The 22,412-nt window shown below is 60.4% G+C and carries 11 protein-coding genes; 7 read left to right on the top strand and 4 right to left on the bottom strand.

Annotated elements, in window-relative coordinates:
• The first annotated feature begins 89 nt into the window (after positions 1-89).
• Both Q0K23_RS02385 and carB read left to right on the top strand, forming a co-directional pair.
• Positions 90-1,181 (top strand): carbamoyl phosphate synthase small subunit, encoded by a 1,092-nt coding sequence (locus Q0K23_RS02385; RefSeq protein ID WP_294517424.1) that lies wholly within the window; start codon positions 90-92, stop codon positions 1,179-1,181.
• Positions 1,181-4,477, top strand: a complete 3,297-nt coding sequence (gene carB / locus Q0K23_RS02380; RefSeq protein WP_294517422.1) for a carbamoyl-phosphate synthase large subunit — start codon at positions 1,181-1,183, stop codon at positions 4,475-4,477. The genes Q0K23_RS02385 and carB overlap by 1 nt, the downstream gene beginning before the upstream one ends.
• A 229-nt stretch (positions 4,478-4,706) precedes the next feature.
• Here carB and Q0K23_RS02375 read toward each other — a convergent pair whose 3' ends face one another.
• Both Q0K23_RS02375 and Q0K23_RS02370 read right to left on the bottom strand, forming a co-directional pair.
• Positions 4,707-5,315 carry a rhomboid family intramembrane serine protease gene (locus tag Q0K23_RS02375; protein ID WP_294517420.1) on the bottom strand — a complete coding sequence of 203 codons (609 nt, stop codon included), beginning with the start codon at positions 5,313-5,315 and terminating at the stop codon, positions 4,707-4,709.
• Positions 5,316-5,503: 188 nt separating this feature from the next.
• Positions 5,504-5,938, bottom strand: coding sequence for a MarR family winged helix-turn-helix transcriptional regulator (locus Q0K23_RS02370; protein WP_294517418.1), 435 nt, complete (start codon positions 5,936-5,938; stop codon positions 5,504-5,506).
• Positions 5,939-6,095: 157 nt separating this feature from the next.
• Here Q0K23_RS02370 and Q0K23_RS02365 point away from each other — a divergent pair, with 157 nt between their 5' ends.
• Positions 6,096-7,262 (top strand): MFS transporter, encoded by a 1,167-nt coding sequence (locus Q0K23_RS02365; protein WP_294517416.1) that lies wholly within the window; start codon positions 6,096-6,098, stop codon positions 7,260-7,262.
• Between the two features lie 79 nt (positions 7,263-7,341).
• On the opposite strand, the gene Q0K23_RS02360 is transcribed toward Q0K23_RS02365, so the two are convergent.
• Positions 7,342-8,565: a YibE/F family protein gene (locus tag Q0K23_RS02360; RefSeq protein ID WP_294517414.1), complete on the bottom strand. Its 1,224-nt coding sequence runs from the start codon at positions 8,563-8,565 to the stop codon at positions 7,342-7,344.
• Positions 8,566-8,699: 134 nt separating this feature from the next.
• Positions 8,700-15,584 (bottom strand): S-layer homology domain-containing protein, encoded by a 6,885-nt coding sequence (locus tag Q0K23_RS02355; RefSeq protein ID WP_294517412.1) that lies wholly within the window; start codon positions 15,582-15,584, stop codon positions 8,700-8,702.
• Between the two features lie 686 nt (positions 15,585-16,270).
• On the opposite strand from Q0K23_RS02355, the gene Q0K23_RS02350 reads away from it, so the two are divergent.
• The 4 genes from Q0K23_RS02350 (at position 16,271) to Q0K23_RS02335 (ending at position 22,309) form a co-directional block, all read left to right on the top strand.
• Complete coding sequence (locus Q0K23_RS02350) at positions 16,271-16,645, top strand: BlaI/MecI/CopY family transcriptional regulator (protein ID WP_294517410.1); 375 nt, start codon at positions 16,271-16,273, stop codon at positions 16,643-16,645.
• Positions 16,638-17,597 (top strand): M56 family metallopeptidase, encoded by a 960-nt coding sequence (locus tag Q0K23_RS02345; RefSeq protein ID WP_294517408.1) that lies wholly within the window; start codon positions 16,638-16,640, stop codon positions 17,595-17,597. Before Q0K23_RS02350 ends, Q0K23_RS02345 begins: the two co-directional genes overlap by 8 nt.
• Positions 17,598-17,926: 329 nt before the next feature.
• Positions 17,927-19,465 carry a hypothetical protein gene (locus tag Q0K23_RS02340; protein WP_294517406.1) on the top strand — a complete coding sequence of 513 codons (1,539 nt, stop codon included), beginning with the start codon at positions 17,927-17,929 and terminating at the stop codon, positions 19,463-19,465.
• A 27-nt stretch (positions 19,466-19,492) separates the two neighbouring features.
• Positions 19,493-22,309, top strand: a complete 2,817-nt coding sequence (locus Q0K23_RS02335; protein WP_294517404.1) for a hypothetical protein — start codon at positions 19,493-19,495, stop codon at positions 22,307-22,309.
• The last annotated feature ends 103 nt before the right edge of the window (positions 22,310-22,412 follow it).

The raw sequence follows: 22,412 nt of genomic DNA, 5'->3' as shown, positions 1-22,412 counted from the left end.
CGGTTCCCTTTCGTGTAGCATGGAAGAGATTTCGGCATATTTTTGCGCTCTGACAGCGAATGATAGGAACGAAAGGCGTGATACAAACGATGAAAGCGACCTTGATCCTGGCCAACGGCATGACCTTCGTGGGCCGCAGCATCGGCTCCACCGCGGACCGTGTGTGCGAGATGGTGTTCAACACCTCTATGACGGGCTATCAGGAGATCCTGACCGATCCCTCCTACGCCGGACAGGGCATTGTGATGTCCTATCCCCTTATCGGCAATTACGGCGTGAACCACGAGGACAACGAGTCCTCCCGTCCCTGGGCGGAGGCCTTTATTGTCCGCCATCTCACCACCCGGGGCAGCAATTTCCGCTGCGAGGGCGGCCTGAACGAGTACCTGAAACAATATGATATCACCGGTATTGAGGGCGTGGACACCCGCGCACTGACGAGAATACTCCGCAGCGAGGGGACCATGAACGGCATGATCACCTGTGCGGAGCATTTTTCTGTCCAGGACTGTCTGGAGAAGATCAAGGCCTACCGGGTGGAGGGCACGGTGGAGGCCGTGACCCGCAAGGCGCCCCAGGTGTACCCCGCCATGGGGGAACAGCAGCTGCGGGTGGCCCTGATGGACTACGGCGTGAAGGAGAACATGATCCGCTGCCTCCAGAAGCGGGGCTGCCAGGTCACGGTGTATCCCGCCCACACCCCTGCCGACACCGTCCTCTCCGGCGGCTTTGACGGCGTGATGCTGTCCAACGGCCCCGGCGACCCGGCGGACAACACCGCCATCATCGAAGAGGTGAAGAAGCTCTACCAGTCCGACCTGCCCCTCTTCGCCGTCTGCCTGGGCCACCAGCTGCTGGCCCTGGCCACCGGCGCCCAGACCCGGAAGATGCGCTTCGGCCACCGGGGCGGCAACCACCCGGTGAAGGACCTGGAGCACGGCCGGGCCTATATCACCAGCCAGAACCACGGCTATGTGGTCACCAAGGAGAGCGTGGACCCGGCGGTGGCCGAGATATCCCACGTGAACGTGAACGAGGGCAGCGTGGAGGGCCTGAAATACAAGCGGCCTAACTGTTTCACCGTCCAGTTCCACCCGGAGGCCTCCCCCGGACCCATGGATACCGAGTATCTGTTTGACAACTTTGTGGACATGATGAAGCAGAAGGGAGGGGCGCGGTAATGCCCAAGAATCCGAATATCAAGAAGGTGCTGGTGCTGGGCTCCGGCCCCATCGTCATCGGTCAGGCCGCTGAGTTCGACTACGCCGGCACCCAGGCCTGCCGGGCCCTGAAGGAAGAGGGCGTGGAGGTGGTGCTGGTCAACTCCAACCCCGCCACCATCATGACCGACAAGGACATCGCCGATCATGTGTATATCGAGCCCCTGAACCTGGCCAGCGTGGAGCAGGTCATCGAGAAGGAGCGGCCCGACTCCATCCTGCCCACCCTGGGCGGTCAGACCGGCCTGAACCTGGCCATGAACCTCCACGAGCAGGGCATTCTGCAGAAGTACGGCGTCCGCCTGCTGGGCACCAGCCCCGAGTCCATCCGCAAGGCGGAGGACCGGCAGGGCTTCAAGGACGCCATGGAGGCCATCGGCCAGCCCTGCGTCACCAGTGACGTGGTGGAGAGCGTGGAGGACGCGGTGGCCTTTGCCGCCTCCATCGGCTACCCCGTCATCGTCCGCCCCGCCTACACCCTGGGCGGCACCGGCGGCGGTATTGCCTACGACGAGCCCTCCCTCCGGGAGATCGCCGACCGGGGCATCCACCTGAGCCGGGTGGGCCAGGTGCTCATCGAGCGGTGCATCTCCGGCTGGAAGGAGATCGAGTTCGAGGTCATGCGGGACTCCGCCGGCAACGTGATCCAGATCTGCTCCATGGAGAACATCGACCCCGTGGGCGTCCACACCGGCGACTCCATCGTGGTGGCCCCCACCCAGACCCTGGCCAACAAGGAGTTCCAGATGCTCCGCAAGGCCTCCCTGGACATCATCTCCGCTCTGGAGATCGAGGGCGGCTGCAACGTGCAGCTGGCCCTGAATCCCGACTCCTTCGAGTATGCGGTCATCGAGGTCAACCCCCGTGTGAGCCGCTCCTCCGCCCTGGCCTCCAAGGCCACCGGCTACCCCATCGCCAAGGTGGCCGCCAAGATCGCCCTGGGCTACACCCTGGACGAGATCCCCAACGCGGTCACCGGCAAGACCACCGCCTGCTTTGAGCCCACCCTGGACTACGGCGTCCTGAAGATCCCCCGCCTGCCCTTCGACAAGTTCACCACCGCCAGCCGCACCCTGGGCACCCAGATGAAGGCCACCGGCGAGGTCATGGCCATCGGCAACTCCTTTGAGGGCGCTCTGATGAAGGCCATCCGCTCCCTGGAGCTGCCGGTGAAGTCCCTGCGCCTGCCCGGCCTGGACGAGCTGTACACCGAGGAGATCGAGGAGCGGCTGGTGAACATCGACGACCAGCGGCTCTTCGTGGTGGCCGAGGCCCTGCGCCGGGGCTTCTCCCCTGAGAAGATCAACAAGATCACCAAGTACGACCTGTGGTTCCTGGACCGGTTCAAGCTCATCGTGGACATGGAGGACCGGCTGGACCACGGCCACCTGGACGCCGACACCCTGCGCCAGGCCAAGGAGATGGGCTTCTCCGACGCCTGGATCGCCGCCCTGTCCGGCAAGGAGCGGAAGGAGATCAAGGCCCTGCGGGAGAGCTGCGGCATCAAGCCTGCCTTCAAGATGGTGGACACCTGCGCCGCCGAGTTTGAGGCCCAGACCCCCTATTACTACTCCACCTACGACGAGGAGAACGAGGCCGCTGAGGAGCTCCACATGCCCAACGTGGGCGAGCTGGCCCCCCACATCCCCGAGGCCCCCTATCTCGCCGCCGCCACCGCCGCCCCCCACCGCACCGAGGGCGCCAGCGAGCGGAAGAAGGTGCTGGTGCTGGGCTCCGGCCCCATCCGCATCGGCCAGGGCATTGAGTTCGACTACTGCTCGGTCCACTCTGTCTGGGCCTTCAAGCGCCTGGGCTATGAGACCATCATCATCAACAACAACCCGGAGACCGTGTCTACCGATTTCGACGTGGCCGACAAGCTGTACTTCGAGCCTCTGACCCCAGAGGACGTGGAGGCCGTGGTGGAGCTGGAGAAGCCCTGGGGCGCGGTGGTCCAGTTCGGCGGCCAGACCGCCATCAAGCTGGCCCAGGCCCTCACCGACATGGGCGTGCCCATCCTGGGCACCCCGGCCGACGGTGTGGACGCCGCCGAGGACCGGGAGCGGTTTGACGAGATTCTGGAGCAGTGCGGCATCCCCCGGGCCAAGGGCCGCACCGTATTCACCACCGAGGAGGCCCTCACCGCCGCCAAGGAGCTGGGCTACCCCGTGCTGGTCCGGCCCTCCTACGTGCTGGGCGGCCAGGGCATGGAGATCGCCTACTCCGACAAGAACATCATCGACTTCATGAAGATCATCAACATGACCGTCCAGGAGCACCCCATTCTGGTGGACAAGTACCTGATGGGCCGGGAGTTGGAGGTGGACGGCGTGTTCGACGGGGAGGACATCCTGCTCCCCGGCATCATGGAGCACGTGGAGCGCTCCGGCGTCCACTCCGGCGACTCCATTGCCGTCTATCCCCCTCTCCACCTGGAGGACAAGCACAAGGACATGATCCTGCGCTACACCCGGGACATGGCCAGGCACCTGGGGGTCATCGGCCTCATCAACGCCCAGTATATCCTCTACAACGACGAGATCTACGTCATTGAGGTCAACCCCCGCTCCTCCCGCACCATCCCCTATATCTCCAAGGTCACCGGCGTGCCCATCATCGACCTGGCCACCAAGGTCATGCTGGGCCAGAAGCTGAAGGACCTGGGTTACGGCACCGGCATCTACCCCGAGGCCAGCTACTACGCCGTGAAGATGCCCGTGTTCTCCTTTGAGAAGCTGACCGACGTGGACACCGGCCTTGGCCCTGAGATGAAGTCCACCGGCGAGTGTCTGGGCCTGGCCGAGTCCTTCCCCCAGGCCCTGCTGAAGGCCTTCAAGGGCGCCAACATGAAGGTGCCCAAGCGGGACGGCCGGGTCATCGTCACCGTGAAGGACGAGGACAAGGGCGAGATCGTGGGCATTGCCCGGGGAATGGCCGACATGGGCATTGAGATTCTGGCCACCTCCGGCACCGCCGACGCCCTGGAGGCTGCCGGGGTCAAGTGCCGCCGTGTGGCCCGTGTGTCCGAGGCCCACCCCAACATCCTGGACATGATCGCCTCCGGCTCTGTGGACCTGGTCATCAACACCCCCACCCGGGGCCGCAAGCACAGCTCCGACGGCTTCAAGATCCGCCGCTCCGCCGTGGAGCACTCGGTGCCCTGCGTCACCGCCATCGATACCGCCCGGGCCATCCTCACCGTCCGGGAGCAGGGCCGCAGCGCCGACCTGCGTCCCATCGATATCACCACCATCTGAACGCTGTGAAAACAAAAAGCCCGCACCGGGAGGAAATTCTCCGGTGCGGGCTTTTTTGCAGAAAGGAGCGGATGAATTGCGCAAACGCTTGATATTGTCTCTCTGAAGCACTCCCCAATAAATCTGGTCTTAACAGATGATAAATATACTGATTTACTGATTCGTGAATTCTAAAATTTTTAAAATCGTCATGTAGATTTCGCGAGCACAATGCGGAAGACTGCGGCGATTATTCCAGAGATATTTTGTGTTCCCTGATGAAAAAACCCCAAAGAAAGCCTATGGAAAAGCCCAACAAATGAATCACAAGAGAAGCTACCCCGAAAAGATTTGAGAGAATAAAAAAGAAGGCGCAATAAACGAACCCTTTTTGATTCCTGTATACATGCCACAATGCTTTTTTACGAACCAGCCAATGCGCCAGGAGGCCAAAGCAGGAAAAAACAGCAGGCGAAGCGCCGTAATTGAAGCTATTGGGATAGAACAAAAAAATGGATGCGCCTGCAATCACCAGGCTCGTATGGTACATCAGAAAGAAGAATGCCGTACCAATCTTCTGTTCCAGGTAGCTGCCCACCCACCATAAGGCGAATATATTGGCCAACAAGTGCCAGATGGTGGTTTGCACATATCCATATGTCAGTAGGCGATACACCTGGAAATCTTCAAAGACCGTTTTATACGACGCCCCCAGAAAGTCGGCAATACAGCCCCCTCCCCATATCGCAAATCTGAACGGATCACAATCCCGCGATACGATCCCATTCGTGACAAAGAGCGTACTCATCACGACAACGGCAATCCGGGTAAAGCTATTTTTTACAGAACTTGTTTGCAATTTGCCGGACTCCTTTCAGCAAACAATCTTTCGGGAAATAATATATCTTATATTAACAGGTTCACTTATTGCTGTCCATCCATTACTGTATATACAAGAAAATGAAGAACAAAAGTCAGCCCCCCGGCTCAGCCGGGGGGCTGACTGATCTTTTGGACGGCCCGGACAGGCCGCAAAGGCCTGCTGTTTCAGTCCTCCAGCGCAATGGCCGCCTCGGCGGCCAGCAGCAGCAGGCGCTTGAATTCCGCCCGCTCCTCCGCTGTCATGGCCTGAGTCATGCGGGCAAAGCAGGCGTCGATCTGGTCCTTGATGGCGGGGTACACCGCCCAGGCTTTTTCCGTGGGGCAGATGTCGTAGGTCCGCTTGTCCCTGGCGTTGGTGGTGCGGACGATGAAGCCCAGCTCCTCCAGCTTGGTCACCGTCTTGGCGATGACGCTCTTGTCCAGGGAGAGGCGCTTTGTGATATCGTCCTGGGTCAGGGCCTTGAAATCACACACGATCAGGATGACCACCGCCTGGGCGGCCGTGAGGCCGTACTGGGCGCAGCCGTTGTTGAGCCAGATGTGGGATTTCCGGTACAGGATGGAGATGGACTTGAACGGGCTGTCCATGATGTAAGGCATAATGCAGGCCTCCTCTGTGTGGTGGATGGGGATATTATTATAATCTATTTTGGTGGCACATGCAACCAGATATTGACGCGGGCTCAGTTCCGTGCTATCCTAATATAGTGGCAATTGCCACTATATTAGGACTGACACACAAAGGAGCTTTATCTGCATGGAAAAAACCGAAAAAATCTGGAACAGGAGATTCATCCTCCTGTTCATCACCAATCTGCTGGTTCTGGCAGCTTTTTACGCGTCCATCCCCATCATCCCCATCTACTGCCAGGAGATCGGGATCACCGGCTCAAAGGTGGGCATCGTGCTCACCGCCATGTCCGTGGCCACCATTCTGTTCCGTCCCGTGGCGGGATATCTGCTGGATAACTTCAACCGCTACCGGGTCTACCTGCTCTTCCTCACCCTGTTCTGCCTGTCCTTCCCCGCCTTCATCGTGTTTCCCGCCTTCGGCGCGCTGATCCTGGTCCGCCTGTATATGGGCGCGGTGTACTCCGTGTGCGCCTCGGCCACCATGACGCTGGCCGGAGACGTGCTCCCCGTGGCCAAGATCACCGAGGGCATCAGCCGCTTCGCCTTCACCGTGTCCATCGGTATGGCGGTGGGGCCCTATGTGGGCCTCCAGGTTCAGGACAACATGAGCAGCAAGGCCTCCTTCCTCACCATCTTCGGCATTACCGTGGTGGCCCTCATCTGCGTGTCCTGCTGCAGGATCCACTACCCCAAGGTGGAGCGGAAGAAGTTCTCCATCAAGGACTCCATCTACGGACCCGCCGTCCCCTTTATGCTCAACATGATGTTCCTGATGATCCCCTACGGCGCGGTCATCGCCTACTCCTCCATCCTGGCCCAGGAGAAGGATATCACGGCCTTCCTGCCCTACTTCTACATCTGCCTGGTGGCCGGCATGCTGGTGTCCAAGCTGTCCACCCAGAAGATGATCGACGCCGGAAAACACCGGGTCCTGGTCTACGCCAGCCTGGCGGTGCTGATCGTCACCATGGTCAGCTTCCTCTTCCTGAGCACCGGCGTGCATCTGCTGGTGGCCGGTTTCTTCTTCGGACTGGGCTACGGTATCCTCCAGCCCCTGTTCCAGGCCTTTGTGACGGGCACCACGCCTGCCCCCAAGCGGGGCGTGGCCAACGCCACCTACATGCTGTCCTATGATATCGGCATCGGAATCGGCTCCCTGCTGATGGGCTTCATGCAGGAGAGCATCGGCCTGACCGTGGGCTTTGCCGTGACCGCCATCGCATATGTGGTGGGCGGCGCGGTCTATACGGCCTATGTGGACGGCTACTACCGCAGGCTCAAGACCGCCTGATACCCATCCTCGCACTGAAAAGCAAAAAGAGCGGACTGATTTTTCTAAAATCAGTCCGCTCTTCTGCGTCCCGGAGGAGTTATTTTTGCTTTTTCCCCGTCGCCTTTGTGCCGCCGGAAGCGGGGGAGGGGGCCCCATGGCTGCGGCCGTAGATCACCGCGGAGGTCAGGGCGGTCAGCGGGACCGCCAGAATCACGCCCACGGCGCTGGAGACAGAGCTGATGACCTCAATGCCCATGTAGCTGGAGGACATCAGCTGGTGCCAGGACAGGCTCAGGGAGTACATGTACAGGATCAGCACCGTGCTGCTGCCCAGGATGGCCAGAATCAGCGTGTTGGTCATGGTGCCCACCATATCCCGGCCGATGTTCATGCCGGACTTCCACAGCTCTCTGGCGGTCAGCTGGGGATTTACCGTTTTCAGCTCGCTGAGGGCAGAGGCGATGGACATGGCCACATCCATGACCGCGCCCAGGGCCGAGATGATGACGCCCGCCACCAGCAGGCCGCGGATATGGACGGGAGTACCGGTCTGGCGCAGCTGGAGCAGCGCCTCGGCGTCGGTGGCGCGCAGCCCGTCCAGGTGCAGCAGCTTCTGGGCCAGCAGGCCGAAGAGCATGGCCAGCGCCATGCCCGCAATGGTGCCAATGCAGGCGCAGGCGATCTTTTTGCTGCACCCGCCCAGAATGACGAAGCAGACGATGGCGATCAGGGAACAGAGCAGGAAAGCGGTGGGGATGGGGGCCCAACCCTTCATCAGCAGCGGCAGGAAGACCAGCAGCAGCATGGCCACGGTCAGCGCCAGGCCCAGAATGGACTTGGCGCCGGTCTTGCCGCCCACCAGCACGGTCACAAGCACAAACAGCGCCACCACCACCAGGATCATGGGGGTGCGGTTGTACTCGTAGACGGTGGCGGTGTGATCGCCGTTGGAATAGGTGTTGACGATCATCACAATGCTCTCGCCCACCTGAGCCGGCTCGCCGTACAGCGGGCCCACGGCGTTGGTCACCATCAGCGTCTCGCCCTTGTACTGGCCGGAGGTGACCTCCACCAGCAGGGTCTGCTCCCCACGGTAGGCCCCTTCGGACACCTCGTCCGCCTCGCAGTTGTCCGCGAGGATCTGGAGTACGGTGCCCGATTCATACTCGGCATAGGCCGTGGGGGACTCTCCCTGTTCCTCCTGGCTGCTGTGGGCGTATCCGTACAGCCCCGCGAGAATGCCCAGGATCACCGCCAAGACCAATACGGTCGGCAGAATGGTCCTGAGGCGGGAGGAACTCCTGGTTCTGGAAATTTTCATTGGCCGCTGCTCCTTTCGGGATGGTTCTGAAGCTTTTGGGGAGGCGCTCCCCGGAGAAATCTCTGTCCCCCGCCTTCAAGGGGGAAAAGCCACCCTCCCCGCTTCAGGAAGGGTGGCTTTGGACCCGCTTGGAATTACTCGGCGTCCTCCAAGAGGATAAAGCAGTGGATCACCTTTGCGGCCTGAGCTCTGGTAGACAGGCCCTGAGGCGCCAGGGTTCCGTCGCCAAGGCCGTTGACCAGACCGTTTTCAACCGCCCAGTCCATTGCCTCCACAGCGAAGCTGCTCACTTCGCCGCCGTCGGCGAAGACATCCAGGTTGGAACCGTCGGATTCCGTCTTGACGCCGCTCATGCGGTAGAGCATGGTCATCATCTCCTCACGGGTGATGACCGCGTCGGGGGAGAAGGTGGTGTCGGACGTGCCGTTGACCACGCCGATGTGGGCCAGGTAGACGGCGGCGTCGCGGTACCAGTCGTCCTTCAGGTCGGTGAAGGGGTTGTCCAGGCCTTCCAGCTCGGATTCGTCCACATCCAGATAGCGGTAGAGGATGGTGACCATCTGAGCGCGGGTCATGGTCATATCGGGGGCGAAGGCGCTGCCGCCGACGCCCTGCATCAGACCGGCCTCAGTCACATAGGCCACGTGCTCGTAGTACCAGGCGCCCGTGTCAAGGTCGGCGTAGGCGGTGACCAGCATATCGCCGCAGACGGTGCAGACGCCGTTGACATAGTTGTGGCCGGTGGCGGGGATGACCGAGCCCTTGGCGATTCTGGCGCCGCAGAACTTGCAGTAGGTGTCGCCGGTGTAGCCGTCCTCTGTGCAGGTGGCCTCCTTGGCGTTGCGGATCTCCGTCTGGGTGTGGGAGCAGTAGACGGGTTCGTAGCTGCTGGCGGTGCAGGTGATCTCGCCGCGGTCGCGCACGCGGATGCGGGCGTAGTTGTCGTAGGCCACGGCATAGGTGTCGTCATAGGAGGCGAGACCGGTGGCCTCGATGGTGCAGCCGGTGGACAGATTCTCAATGGCCTTGCCGGCAGTGATGTAGCCGTCGATGAACACGCGGGCCACTGCGCCGGAGCTGTCCTGGACGTAGATGGACTCCACCAGGTCGTTGGCCGTGGTGATGTTCACGACAGTGCCCTTGATGGTGACCAGCATGCCCTCCACGGAGCGGTCGTTGATCTGGGCGGCGGTGACAGCGGTGGGAGCCACGGGCTGGACCTCGCCCACCTTCTCGATGGAGCTCACGCTCAGCTGGATCTCGCCCTGATAGGCGCTGGTGATGCCGGAGACGCGGACCACATCGCCCAGCTTGTAGTTGCCGTCAACAGGGAAGAGGTTGATGCCGCCGGTCTCGTCCTGGACGTAGATGCAGTCGAAGAAGGCGGTCTCATGGTCGTAGCCGGAGGCGTTGGAGGTCACCACGCCCTCGACGGTGTAGCTGTAGCCCAGCTCGCTCTGGCTCTTCACCTGGGAGATGGGGGTGATCTCAGTGGGGTTCAGCACCTCGAACAGGTTCTCACAGAAGGCGTTGTTGGCGTTTTCAGCGGGGATCTTCAGGTCAAAGTCGTTCATGAAGGCGGCGCCGGCGACGAGGATCATGCCCTTGTCCGCCTGCTGCTCCATGGCCATGACCAGCAGGCGCTGGTCGCCCTCGGCGTAGGGGTACTTGACGGTGTCGCCGCCCAAGCCGTCGCTGTCGGCGTCCTTGGAGATGGTGGCGCTGTTGGCGTAGAGCACGGGGGAGACGGTGTCGGGCAGCACGGAGACAGCGGCGCCGTCGCCGTCCACCGCGTAGATGGAGGAGCCGCCGTAGTAGCTGAACAGGTCCGCGTCGGTCAGACCGTCGGTGAGGGCGTTTTCGCCGTAAGCGCTGAGGGACAGGCTGAAGGAGGCGTCGTCATAGGTGCCGTCGTCAGCCAGTCGGAGGGCGGAGCCCAGCGCCTCCAGAACACGGTTCTGGGTGGCGGCCACGTGGGGCTCTGCCTTGTCGTTGCTGTCGCCGCTGCCGGTGATAATCAGCGTACCGCCGGCGTCATGGAACGCGACCAGAGCGGCCAGCTCGGCTTCGGAGTAATCCTTTGCCTCGGACAGGCGGCGGGAGGGGGTGTTGAGCAGGATGGCGGTGTACTTGCTGGTATCGCCGCAGGCGGCGATGAGGGCCTCGGAGGAGGTCAGCAGCTCCACACGGATGGCGGACTGGTTGGCCAGGGTGGTGAAGTTGCCCATGAGGTCCTTGTTGTAGCCGCTCACATACTCGTTGCTGTGGGAGGCGTCCACGCCGATATAGGTCAGGGAGGAGGCGTCCTGGACATCCAGCTCCACGGAAGAGGAGAAGGTGTACTCGGTGCTCTCCAGCTCCACCACTGCGGTGACCGTGATGGTGGTCAGCTTGGCCGCGTCAGGCGTGTAGTCCCAGGACAGGTCCAGGGTCTCGCCGGCGGGCAGGGTGTAGGTGGTGTTGTCCACCCAAAGGACCTGAGAGCCGTTGGTGGTATAGGTCACGCTCTTCACCAGCGCGTCGGAATCCTCGCTGTTGTACAGCTGGGTGTTGATGGCGACCTTTTCGCCGGTGACGGGAGCGGAGGTGCTGGCGCCCACGCTGGAGATGCCCAGCATCAGGCTCTCGCCCACCCACACAGGCGCGGTGACGGCCAGATCGCCGTCGGCCTGGGTCACGCGGACATAGTAGTAGGAGTAGTTGGGGGTCAGCTGAGCGGACAGAATGCCGGTGGCCAGCTCATCGGGGGCGTCCCAGGTGTAGGCCACCTTGCCGGAGTTGACGATCAGCTCCACCTTGGCGATGGAGTCCGTGTCGTCGGGGTCCATGACGGTGATGTCGAAGTTCAGCGTGTCGGGGACGGTCTCGATGATGGTGCCCATGGGCAGATCGTTGACCATGTAGGTGATCTCGAGGTTCTTGTCCTCGGTGGAGTAGACGCGGTAGTTGCGGATGGCGTCGTAGATGCCCTCTTCGGTGAACTCCTCCACCAGGACCACGTCGCGGGCGTCGTTGGCGTTGCCCCACTTGCCCTTGTGGTTGTCCTGGTTGTTGGTGGGGGCCAGATGCCAGCCCTTGTCCAGCGCCAGGGTGTACTGCTCATAGCTGGGATAGTAGCCGCTGCTGCCGATCTGGCCCTCGCCGTTGCCCACCTCCACCAGGTAGATGCGGCTGTCGGCCTCGGGGCTCCAGTAGCTGAAGTCGGTGAAGTTGCCGAAGGTGGTGCCCGGGTGGTTGAACTGGGAGATGGAGTCGGCGCCCTCGGGCTGGGACAGCAGGTCGTAGTAGGCCCGCAAACCGGCGTCGGAGGTCTTGTTGTTCAGGGTGGTGTTGTTGCGGGAGACGATACCCTCGGTTACAAAGGTGTTCATGTGGCCGGGGCCGCCGGACCAGGTCATCTCAAAGCCGGGGATGGCGATGATGTCGGAGTGGCTGACGTTGAACTCGGCGATGGTGTTCTTGTAGGTGGTCCAGCGCTCCTGACTGTAGGCAGTGGCCTTGCTCAGGTCGTAGAGGGCCTCCTCGGGGTTGGCCTCGCCGGACTTGTCGAAGTAGTTGGAGTGGTCGGTAAAGGCCACGAAGTCCACGTTGGCCTCCTCAGGCAGGGAGGCAATGTACTCCAGCGCGCCGCTGAGGGTGCCGGAGCCGTCGGAGTATTCGCCGTTGTGGGAGTGGAGCTGGCCGAAATAGAGCTGGTAGTCAGACTCGCCCACCGTGAAGCTCCAGGTCTTGCTGGTGCTCTTGCCGTCGGTGCGGGTGACGGTGACTGTGACGGTGACGCGGCCGTCCGCCATGTCGGCGTTGGGCTTGTAGGTCAGCTTGCCGCCGTCCAGGACGGCATCCACAGGCGCGTCGTTCACCGCCATGGTGACGGTGGGGTTCTCGCCCACGTTGGTGAGCACGGCGGAGATCTCGGGGCGCTTGTCCTCTCTGGTCTGGGAGTTGGCGGCGGGGGAGACCTGGGAGATGCCGGGCTCGTCCTTGACCTCGATCTCCACGGTGGAGTGGATGGCCACGTCTTTGTTGTCAAGGCCGGTCACAGTGACCACCAGGTTTTCGCCGGTGATCAGTTCAGCGGGGATGGTGGCGGTGTAGCGGCCGTCGGAGACCGTATAGGTCAGCTCGGTGTCGCCCAGGGAGACCGTCAGCTCCTTCACGCCGAAGAGGGCGTCCACGGTGAAGTGGAGCAGGTATCTCTGCCCGGCGTAAGCGGGCGCCAGATTGCCGAACACGGCCTGGGGATCGTTCACCACGCCGTCGGTGATCTTGTCGCTGGAGCAGGGGTAGAAGTGGTAGGTGAACACGTCGCGGTCGGTAACCGCGTACATGCCCCAGGTGGTGAAACCGCCGGAGAAGTACTGCAGGTACTGGGTGTTTCCGTCAAACGTAGCGGTTCTGCTGCCCATTCTGTACCCGCCGTTGTACTCGCTCACCACCCAGTCGGCGTCCTCGGAGGCCTCCTGAGAGTAGTAGGCGTTGTTGCCGGTGCCGGTGGAGCACAGATAGCCGAAGGACTCGTTGTGGAACCGGTAGTAGTCGCCGCTCTTCTCCACGGTGAAGATGACCGCGCCGTTGTCGCACTCAGCCTGGCCGGCCTTGATTACGGCGCTGGCGGAGGAGATGGAGCAGGAGTACACGTCGGAGATGTCGCCCGTCATGCCGGAGAGCACGCCCTTGGCGGCCTGGTTGAAGATGACCACCTGGTCGTTCTCCTCGGGCAGGCCGGGCCGCTCCTGGCCGTCCAGCTTGTAGATGCACACCGGCTTTTGGGAGCCCTCGCCGTAGCAGGAGAAGATGCCGATGGTGTTGTAGCGGATGGTGTTGGCCTTCTTGTCGATCTTGGAGGTGATGTTGGCGCTGCCGTCCTCATCAATGGTGATGGTGAAGGAGGCGTTGATGTCCTTCTCCGCCTGGGTGCGGAGCAGGTTTCCGCTGTCGGGGGAGGCGTAGAGATAGCCGGTGTTGTCGCCGTTGGTGGCGTACAGAGCGAAGGTGTTCTCCTCGATTCCGGACTCCAGGGTGATGATCTGGGCAAACTCATCGTAGCTGAGCTTGTCGTATGCCTTGATGACAGTGGCCTGGTCCCGGTTATTGGCCTTCTGGGAGGTGCCAAGGGCGTAGTCCAGGTCTCTGGTGACGATCAGGATCTGGTCGCCGGAGACCAGCTGGGAGACGTCGGTCACCAGCTGGGCCTGGTCCTCACCCAGCACAGGGGGCACGTAGATGGTGTACTCGAAGGAGACCTCGCGGCTGTCCTCCATGTCCGCCTTTGTGGCCTTGACGGTAAAGACGCTGTCCTCGGTGATGGCGATGGGGCCGGTGTACTCGGTCCACTCGGCGCTGTCGTTGACCTTGTAGAGGATGGTGGCGCCCTCGGTGGAGCAGGTGAAGGAGATCTCGGTGCCGGAGTAGACCACGCCGGACTTCACGTCCGCCTTGGGGGCCGCTACCACATTGGAGGGCTGGGCGGTCCCGGTGACCCGGTAGAACTGGACGCCGCAGTTCTCCTCGCTGGAACTGTAGGAGGCGGACCAGCAGAGGCTGTTGGCATCCCACTGGAGGGTACCGCCCATGTTGCCTCTGGCGTAGAACACATCGGTCTTGCCGTCCACCGGGGAGAGGGTCCAGAAGACAGGATCGCTGACCAGCGCTACGTGGGGGCCGCTGCTCTGGGAGAGGTACCGGCCGTCCGGGGCGGCAAAGCTGAACTTGCCCTCCTCATTGACATCCACGGTCCAGATGTGCTCCTCACCGTAGCCGGAGAGCTTGTTGTCGGCACTGAGGATCAGTTCGGTGCCCGCCAGATCCAGGGTGCTGTCGTCGCTGAGAGGCTGGCTGGACATGCCCACGCTGGAGGTGGGGTTGTAGATCACGACCTGATCCCCTGCGGCCAGGGCGTCGGTAAAGCCGCCCGCGCCGGTGGTATAGAACTGGAACAGGAACGCGCCGTTGTAGGCGTTGAACTTGTAGGTGGTGAAGTTGCCGTTGTAGTACTCCAGACCAAAGGGATTGCTGCTGTCGTCCGCGGCGTTTACGCTTTTGATGAAGAAGCCGTTGCCGTTTTCGGACGCCTCCACAGTCCACAGGCTGTAGTCGCTGGGACCGGCCTCAAAGGTCAGGACGTTGGAGGCGGTCCCGGCGGTCAGGTACTCGCCGGCGTCATTCTGGAAGGAGTAGTAGCCGTCCGCATCCACGGAGACGGCCAACTCCGCCATATCCTCCGTGACGGCCAGCTGGTCCTCTGTCACCACTCCATCCGTGGCAGCCAGCATGTTGCCGCTGGCGGTGGCGGTCAGGACCTTGGCGTTTCTGGAGTTGTAGATGTAGACCTTGGAACCGTCGCCGATTTCCGTGGTCAGGTCGGCCATCACACCGGTGGGGTCCGATGTGACGGGAGGCTCGCTGGGCTCGGGCTCAGAGGGGTCCGTGGGGTCGGGAAGCTCGGAAGGGGTGGCATCGGGGTCCAGGACCCAGAAGCCCAGCGTCTGGTCTTTGGTATTGCCGGTGGTATTCTCATAGGCCCGCCAGTCGGGAGCGCCGGTATAGACCCCCAGATAGCGGGTGGTGCCGTTGCTGTCCGGGGCGGACAGGTACCCGCTGTCAGCCAGGGTCCAGACAGCGGCCGTATCGCCGATCCGGACACAGTTGTTCTTGTTCTCGGAGATATCGATGTAGAGGTATCCGCCGCCGGTCTGGAGGGTGTAGCCGCCCTCCGCGGAGGCGATGGACCAGCCATAGTCCGAGCTGGCGCCGGGGGTGGTCAGCGTGGTGCCGCTGACTACGCCGGTATCACCCAGCGGCTGGGACAGTGAGCCCTTCCCGACCGTGGGCAGGACATAGGTGACGTTGTCCTTGGTCATGGTGACGGCCACGGTATCATCGGCGGAGATGTCCTCCAATGATATCTTGGTCCAGGCCGTAGCGGCGGACTCTTCTGCAGAGGCCGTCAGGGGAAGCATGGAAAAGGATAATGCGATGATGAGCAGACATGACAATACTTTTTTCGCTATACTTTTCATTTTTTCCTCCTTCTTTACGCAATAAATGATCCGGCACCCAAACCATTCGCTCAAAAATCATTCTAGCATTTACGGTATGGAAAGAATATCCCCATATGTCTATTTTGATTATGTTTTACAAGAACCACGAATGAAAAACCGTCATTTTTACAAAAACCAAACAGAGTAAAAGATAGATGCTCTGCACGTAAATACGAAAAATAAGAAACATGAAACATTTAAATAGATAAAATGTCCAAAAAACAAGAGATAAAATTTGGCATAAACGTCGCGAGTTAAGATAAAAAACGTTATAGTTTTGTATAAAATGCGATCCGCGCTTTTAAACATACCATAGGCAAAAGCTGTATTACCAAGCAAAACACACTTCCAGGAGGGGAGAGGTCTGTATGCTTGATGTGCGGACATAGAATAAATGTGCACTATGGATGAATATTTACCAGGGTACTATGTTTACATAAAACAAGATGTCTGCCGGATTCTCTATTCCATGTCAGTGTATGTCCTTGGCCGCAGCTCGAGCGCTGTTGACGCCGCTGCATGCTCCGAGTGGATGATATAGGAAATATTGCTTTGCCGGATGTCCGGGGAAGAGGGATGTTACCGCTCTGTAACTTGACGAAAAACCACTACTTGTGTAGTATAACCTTGATGACTACAATTGACGTCAATTGGAGGAGCGCAATATGAAACGACTGCCCGACACAGAACTGGAAGTGATGAAGGCCCTCTGGTCTCTCGGCAGGGATGTGCCCCGTTCGGCCCTGGATCACGCGTTGAGTTCTTTTCAGTGGTCCCGCAACACCATCAATACCTACCTGACCAGGTTGGTAGAAAAGGGCTTTGTAGCGGTCCAGCGGGATGGAAAAAGCAACTTGTATACGCCCTTGGTCTCCCGGGAGGAATACCTGTCCTTTGACAGCCGGTCCGTGCTCAAGCGGCTCTACGGTACGCCGCGGAACTTTATGGCGGCGCTGGCCAGGGACGGCCTGGACCGGCGGGAGCTGGATGAGCTGCGAGCCTTTCTGGAAGAGCTGGAGGGAGGGCAGACCGATGACTGATTTTCTCGCCCGCCTGGGCACGCTGTCGCTGGGAGGCGGCGTGGCGGTGCTGCTCCTCATTGGGGCGGGGCGCATGAGCCGGAACCGCTATGCCGCCCGCTGGCGCTGCCGGGCCTGGAGCATCTTGTGCCTTCTGATGATTCTCCCCGTCCCGATGTTCGCCCTTCCGAACCCCGTCAAAACGCCCTCCACGCTGATCCGTCTGCAACTGCCCGCTGACCACGCGGTATCAAACCGGCCCACTCTGGAGACCGGAGAGAGGCAGCCCGATCCACAGGATAATGGCGGACATGCTGCCGGCAATCCCGCGTCCCCCACAGGCACCACTTCCGCCCAATCCCCCCAGCACCAGTCCACCCCCCAAGTCTCCCAAGTTCCCCAGACGCCCGCAGCAGCCGCTGTACACTCGTTTTCCGTTCCTGCCATGCTGCTGGCCATCTGGGTGACAGGGATGGTTGTCCTTCTGGTACGCCATGTGGCCGCCCATCTGATCTTTTGCCGGTGGCTCAAGCGCTGGGCGGCTCCTGTCACAGATCGGGAAATCATACAGGTCTTCCGCCGGACGGGGGACCGGCTGGGACTGCGCCGCCGTCCCGCGCTCCTCTCCTGCCCCGGCCTGGCTTCCCCCATGCTGTGCGGCCTTTTCCGCCCTGTGCTGCTCCTCCCACAGAGGGAAACCCATGGGGAGGAATTGGAACTCACCTTGGAGCATGAGCTGACCCACTACCGCCGCCGGGACGTGTGGTGGAAAGCCCTGGCTCTGCTGGCCAATGCCGTCCACTGGTTCAACCCCTTCATGTGGTGGATGGTCCGCCGGGTGGAGTATGATCTGGAGCTGGCCTGTGATGATGCAGTCCTGCAAACCAGAGGACAGGCGGGGCGGGCTATCTATGGCCGCACCGTGTTGGACGCCCTGGAGGCGCTGAGCGCCCAGTCCTTCGAGAAAAAATGACGCCCATCCCTGCGCCGCTCATTTCACAAAATTAAGACGAGAAAGGAGCTTCTCCGATGAAGCGCACATCCCATGCTGTCTGTCGTTCTTCTTTTACCACCTGCTTCTTGGGAAGTGCCGGAGAAAACCGGGAACGGCTGCGCAATATCGTTACCGGCGGGGAAAAACGTTCTGGCCGATGGCTGTTTCCCCTGTCTATTCTGATCACACTCTTTTGCTGTTTCTTTCTGGTGTCCTGCCGAACAGAGGAAGGGGAGCGAACCACCCTCTCTGCGCAGCCCACAGACGCTAAACCTGTCTTCTCCCTGACGGGACCGGGGGAGGAAACCGTGCCCTTCTCCAATCTGCTGGGCCTTCAGGGGACCGTGCGTCACGAAGTGACGGAAGATGGAAACCATTGGTATACCTATCAGGCGCAGCTTGGCGACGGGACCAGCTTTGAGTTGGCGGACACTTCCGGCGCGGTGTTTCATCTGGACCTGGATGGCGATGGACAGATGGAGCCGGTGGACTACGATGCCTCCGTGGGCTCGATCTGTGTCTGGCGCCGCTGGCCCGACGGTTCCATACGGAAACAGGAGCTCGGAGAGGCGGCAGCCAATCACTTTGGCCTGAAGGGGGAGCCCTGGCGTCTGGTCAATCTGACCTTCCACCCCGAGGACACCACTGTGACCATATCTTCCGCAGAGAAAGAGGAGACCGTTCCGTTGTCCCTTCTGCTGGAGGAGGCCCGCAGCGGTTCCATCGTACTCGCCGCACCGGATGCGCAAAATCCGGAGGGAACCCCTTTGAGCACGGTGCTTCCCTTCGGGACCTACTCGGTTTTCTATGAGAAGCTCAACCTGGACGGGGAGGGAGAGGAAGATGACTCCCTCATCGTCACCTGCTTTGACTACGACAGTCCGCAGGGAGCGCTTGCCGTGGCAGAGGCCACTCTGGGCACAGGAGCGACTTTGACATGGACATGTGACGACACAGGGAGTCCGAACATCCTGCCCGCTCACCTCATCTCTGCGGAACGGCAGTCCATCGTGCTGCGCATGCTCCACCGCGCTACCAACAATGGTGCAGCTGCCTATTATATATTGGACGCGGAAAACGGGGTCCTTACGGAAAAAGCCAGGCTTGGAACAATGGAAGGTGCGGACTCCGGCGACCTGGCCCCAGACGACCAGCTGCAATTTGATTCCGCTCTGGATAGCCGCCCGGACGGCCTGGATACCCTGCGGATCTCCACCATGTATCCTGACAAATGGCATACCCGCTATGGCAGCTTGTTCTGGGATGGGGCGGAGCTTGTGTGGGAGACCGACACGCGGTTCATTGACACCGAATCCCTGACCCTGGCCGACGGCCGGGAACTGACAGTCAAGCTGTCCGGGCCGGTCTCTCAGCTGGAGGAGAGCGACTATTATAACCCCTGTTACGACCTGGTGGAGATCTGGGACGGAGATACCTTGCTCCAGACCATAACACCCTCCCTCCCGCTGCCTGAGCCATATGTGTTTGACGAAGATACCAAACGGGAGATCACCATTCTGGAGGAGAATTACCTCCCCGGTTTTTCCGCCGCGGCCATGTTACATAATGTGGACATCCGGGACATCAACTTTGACGGTTCAGAGGATCTGGGGCTTCCCTGCAACAGTACCCACTACGACCCCCACGCCTGGTATGTGTGGGATGGGGCAAACCAGCAGTTCCGCTACGCCTTTTCTCTGGAAGGGTATCCCACCATAGACACGGAGGAGCAGCGGATCATCGAACATCGCTTTGAGGAGGGGGACCAGGCCTACTCCTTCAATGCACGGGGGCAGCTGGTCTGGATGGGGCCGACAGATACCCTGGAAGAGAGTCCCATCTCATAAGCCATGCCACTTGCCAAAGGAGGTTTTATGCACACACATGTCCCATCGCCGCCGCGGTCCCCGTTTACCACCCGTTTTTCGGGCACTATGCGGGAGAACAAAGAGCGGATACGCAACATCTTTAACGGCGGGCACAAGCGTCCTGGGCGGTGGCTGCTGCCCATTGCCGTCTTGGCCATACTCTTTTGCTGCTTTGCTCTGATCTCCTGCCAGAGGCAAGAACCTGCTCCATCCCTTGTGATGGACACGCAGTACTACGATGAAAACGGTAATTACATCGAAATCCCTGTTTTGACACTGCCGGAAGGGGAGAAGCACACCGAAGGCGTCACGGAAATCAACGAGGCGCTATCTGAACTGCGGGCGTTCTATCAGCCTGTGCTGGCAGGTACGGCTGAGGATGCCGGCCTGGCAGGCCGCGAAAACCGGTGTCTCCTCTATCCGGCGGAGACAGAGCGCTATCTCAATCTCCTCTTCTTCCGGGATACCTATCACACCGATCTGAACACCGGGCACATCACTTCTCTTGTCTACGACAAGAGAGAAGGGGTGCAAGTCACGCTGGATCAGGCGCTGGAGATGGTCGGGCAGACAGAGGAGGGGCTGCTCCGAGCATTGGGGGAGCAGTATGACCCCATTCTGGCGGAAGAGATCCCGGATATCCAGGTCTGTATCCAAAATCAGGCCCTGGAGGGGTTCCACATGGGGCAGGACGGCCAACCCGTTTTTTACCTCACGGCGCGGGTGGATGACGCCGGCGACGGGGCGGAAGATGCCATCAGCGGCGCGGAACACATCTATATCTGGTCCGACGGCTCCTTTACTCAATATGACCAGTACGCCGTCTCCGACCTCCAGCCCCTGGTGCCTGCAGAGGAGTGCCTGGATCTGGAACCGCCGCTGTGGCGGCAGTGGTTCTTTGACGGCGGCGCGCCGGAGGGAGGCTTCTCTCCTCCTGTCAGTGCGCAGGATAGAAGCCAGTTGGAGACGCTGTATGGAGCTGTGGCCGATCAGATGGTTTTCACCGAAACGGAACTCGTCCCATCCATGGCCCAGGCGTCCCCCACGCTGCTCCAGGCGTACGGGCAGGGAGGCTATACCGTGGCCGCCGCTACGTTTCAGGATGCTTATAATACTTACCTCGTGATCGGTGTCATAGACGATGCAACTGGATCGCTTACTGATACCCCCTATATTTCTGCCAGTCAAGGAGGGGCTGCCCATGCGATCCTCTTCCAGGAGAATGGAAAGACTGGTATACTATATACATTCAATCACATGGATCAGGGGTCGCTTTACGGAGAATACGGCGCGGTCGGGCTGGAAGGGGGACGTCTCCTCTGGTCCTGGCCGGTGCAGGGCTCCCTTACGGACGGCGATTCCCAGCTCCGGAGCGACTATGACGCCTGGTGTGGGGAGTATCTGGCGCTCATGGCTCCGGGCGGGGTAGACCTGTTCCAGCGGTCCCAATCTGCCGCCGACGACGGGGAGGGTCCCCAGTGGATTCCCTATACCACGGAAAGCTTCTATCCGGTTCCGGAGCAGGATCTGCCCTTGGGCGTCTACGACGGCATCCGGGCCTGGCTGGAGGAATTCACCCGAAAGGAGTACAACCCCTGGGCGATCCCCGATGCGTCGGCGGTATGGCAGATATCCTCCATTACCCCGGAGGAGGGGAAATGGAGCGGGGAAGGAGATACGGTCTACTCTGTGGTTGCCCGGGCCGATTGTGAGAAAGATCTCTATCTCAAAGCTTCCATCCGCTTCAATCACACCAACGGAACCGTTTCAGAGGTCCTGACTTCCGCCGCAGGGTCTCAGGAAGAACTGAATATTGGCTTCTCTTACAGCACATATTCCCTCACCCTGTCAGATGGCCGGACGCTCACCCTGGAGTTTGAGGAAGTCCCCTTGCCGGACTTGGATGACGCCGTTTTGATCCGTCAGGTAAAAGTGCGGGACGGCGCCTCCCTCCTGCAAACGATCACGCCCGGAGCGGTACAGGATGATGGGCAGCACTTTTACGAAGGATTCTATCGCCACACCGACACAGACGAGGTGCCGGGCGCTCCCGACCTGCAGGATATCAACGGCGACGGCTCCGCCGATCTGGGCCTGCTGGCAAATGAGACCTTTCCCCACAATGTGAACTATGCTTATTTTCTTTGGGACGATCAGGCGGGGCAGTTGGTCTATTCCGGTCTGTTTTTCGTGCCCCTGGAGATAGAAAGTCCGGGACAGGTGATCGAAACGGAGCACGGCGGCCCGCAGCCCATCCGCCGCCGGTATATCTTTCCATCTGATCATTCCGACATGAATTACGGTGTGCCCCTGTTGGCCGGGTTTGACTCCCGGGGCTTTCTGCCGCCGGAAGAGACAACCCTGCCCATTCCGGAAGAGGGACTCACATTCTCCTTCTCCAGCGGAGCGGGCGCCTGGAGGACCTACTTGACACTGCTTCCGGACGGCACCTTTTCCGGAGAGTATAGCGACAGCGATATGGGTTCCAATACAGTCTACCTGTGTCGATTCCGGGGCGCCTTTTCAATGTTCACTCCCATGGGCGACCATAGATACGAGCTCACGCTTACAAATCTTGAGATTACGACCGGGTACCCTGTGGAAGAAGAATGGATGGAGGATGGGACCCGTTATGTCGCCTCTATTCCGTATGGACTGGACGGAGGAAACGAGTTTTACCTCTACCTGCCTGGCACTGCGGCGGACTCCATACCGGCGCGCTGCCGCTTGTGGAACGGGGGAGCCTATGGACTGTATCCGGGAGCCACCCTTTCCGGGTACAGTCTGTGTAACCTGCGGGCGGGGTATGGATTTTTTACTTGATCTGAATCCTCTGCCTGAAGGTTGGCCGATAAGGTAGAATAAGTTTCGCAAAAAGAAAAAGAGACATGGTTTGCAGATCTCTGGTAGAATGAAGTCGCGACAC

This window comes from uncultured Pseudoflavonifractor sp. (genome assembly GCF_944387275.1).
Classification (GTDB): Bacteria; Bacillota; Clostridia; order Oscillospirales; family Oscillospiraceae; genus Pseudoflavonifractor; species Pseudoflavonifractor intestinihominis.
The sequence above is the reverse complement of the archived record's forward strand: the minus strand, read 5'-3'. Positions and strand labels throughout refer to the sequence as shown.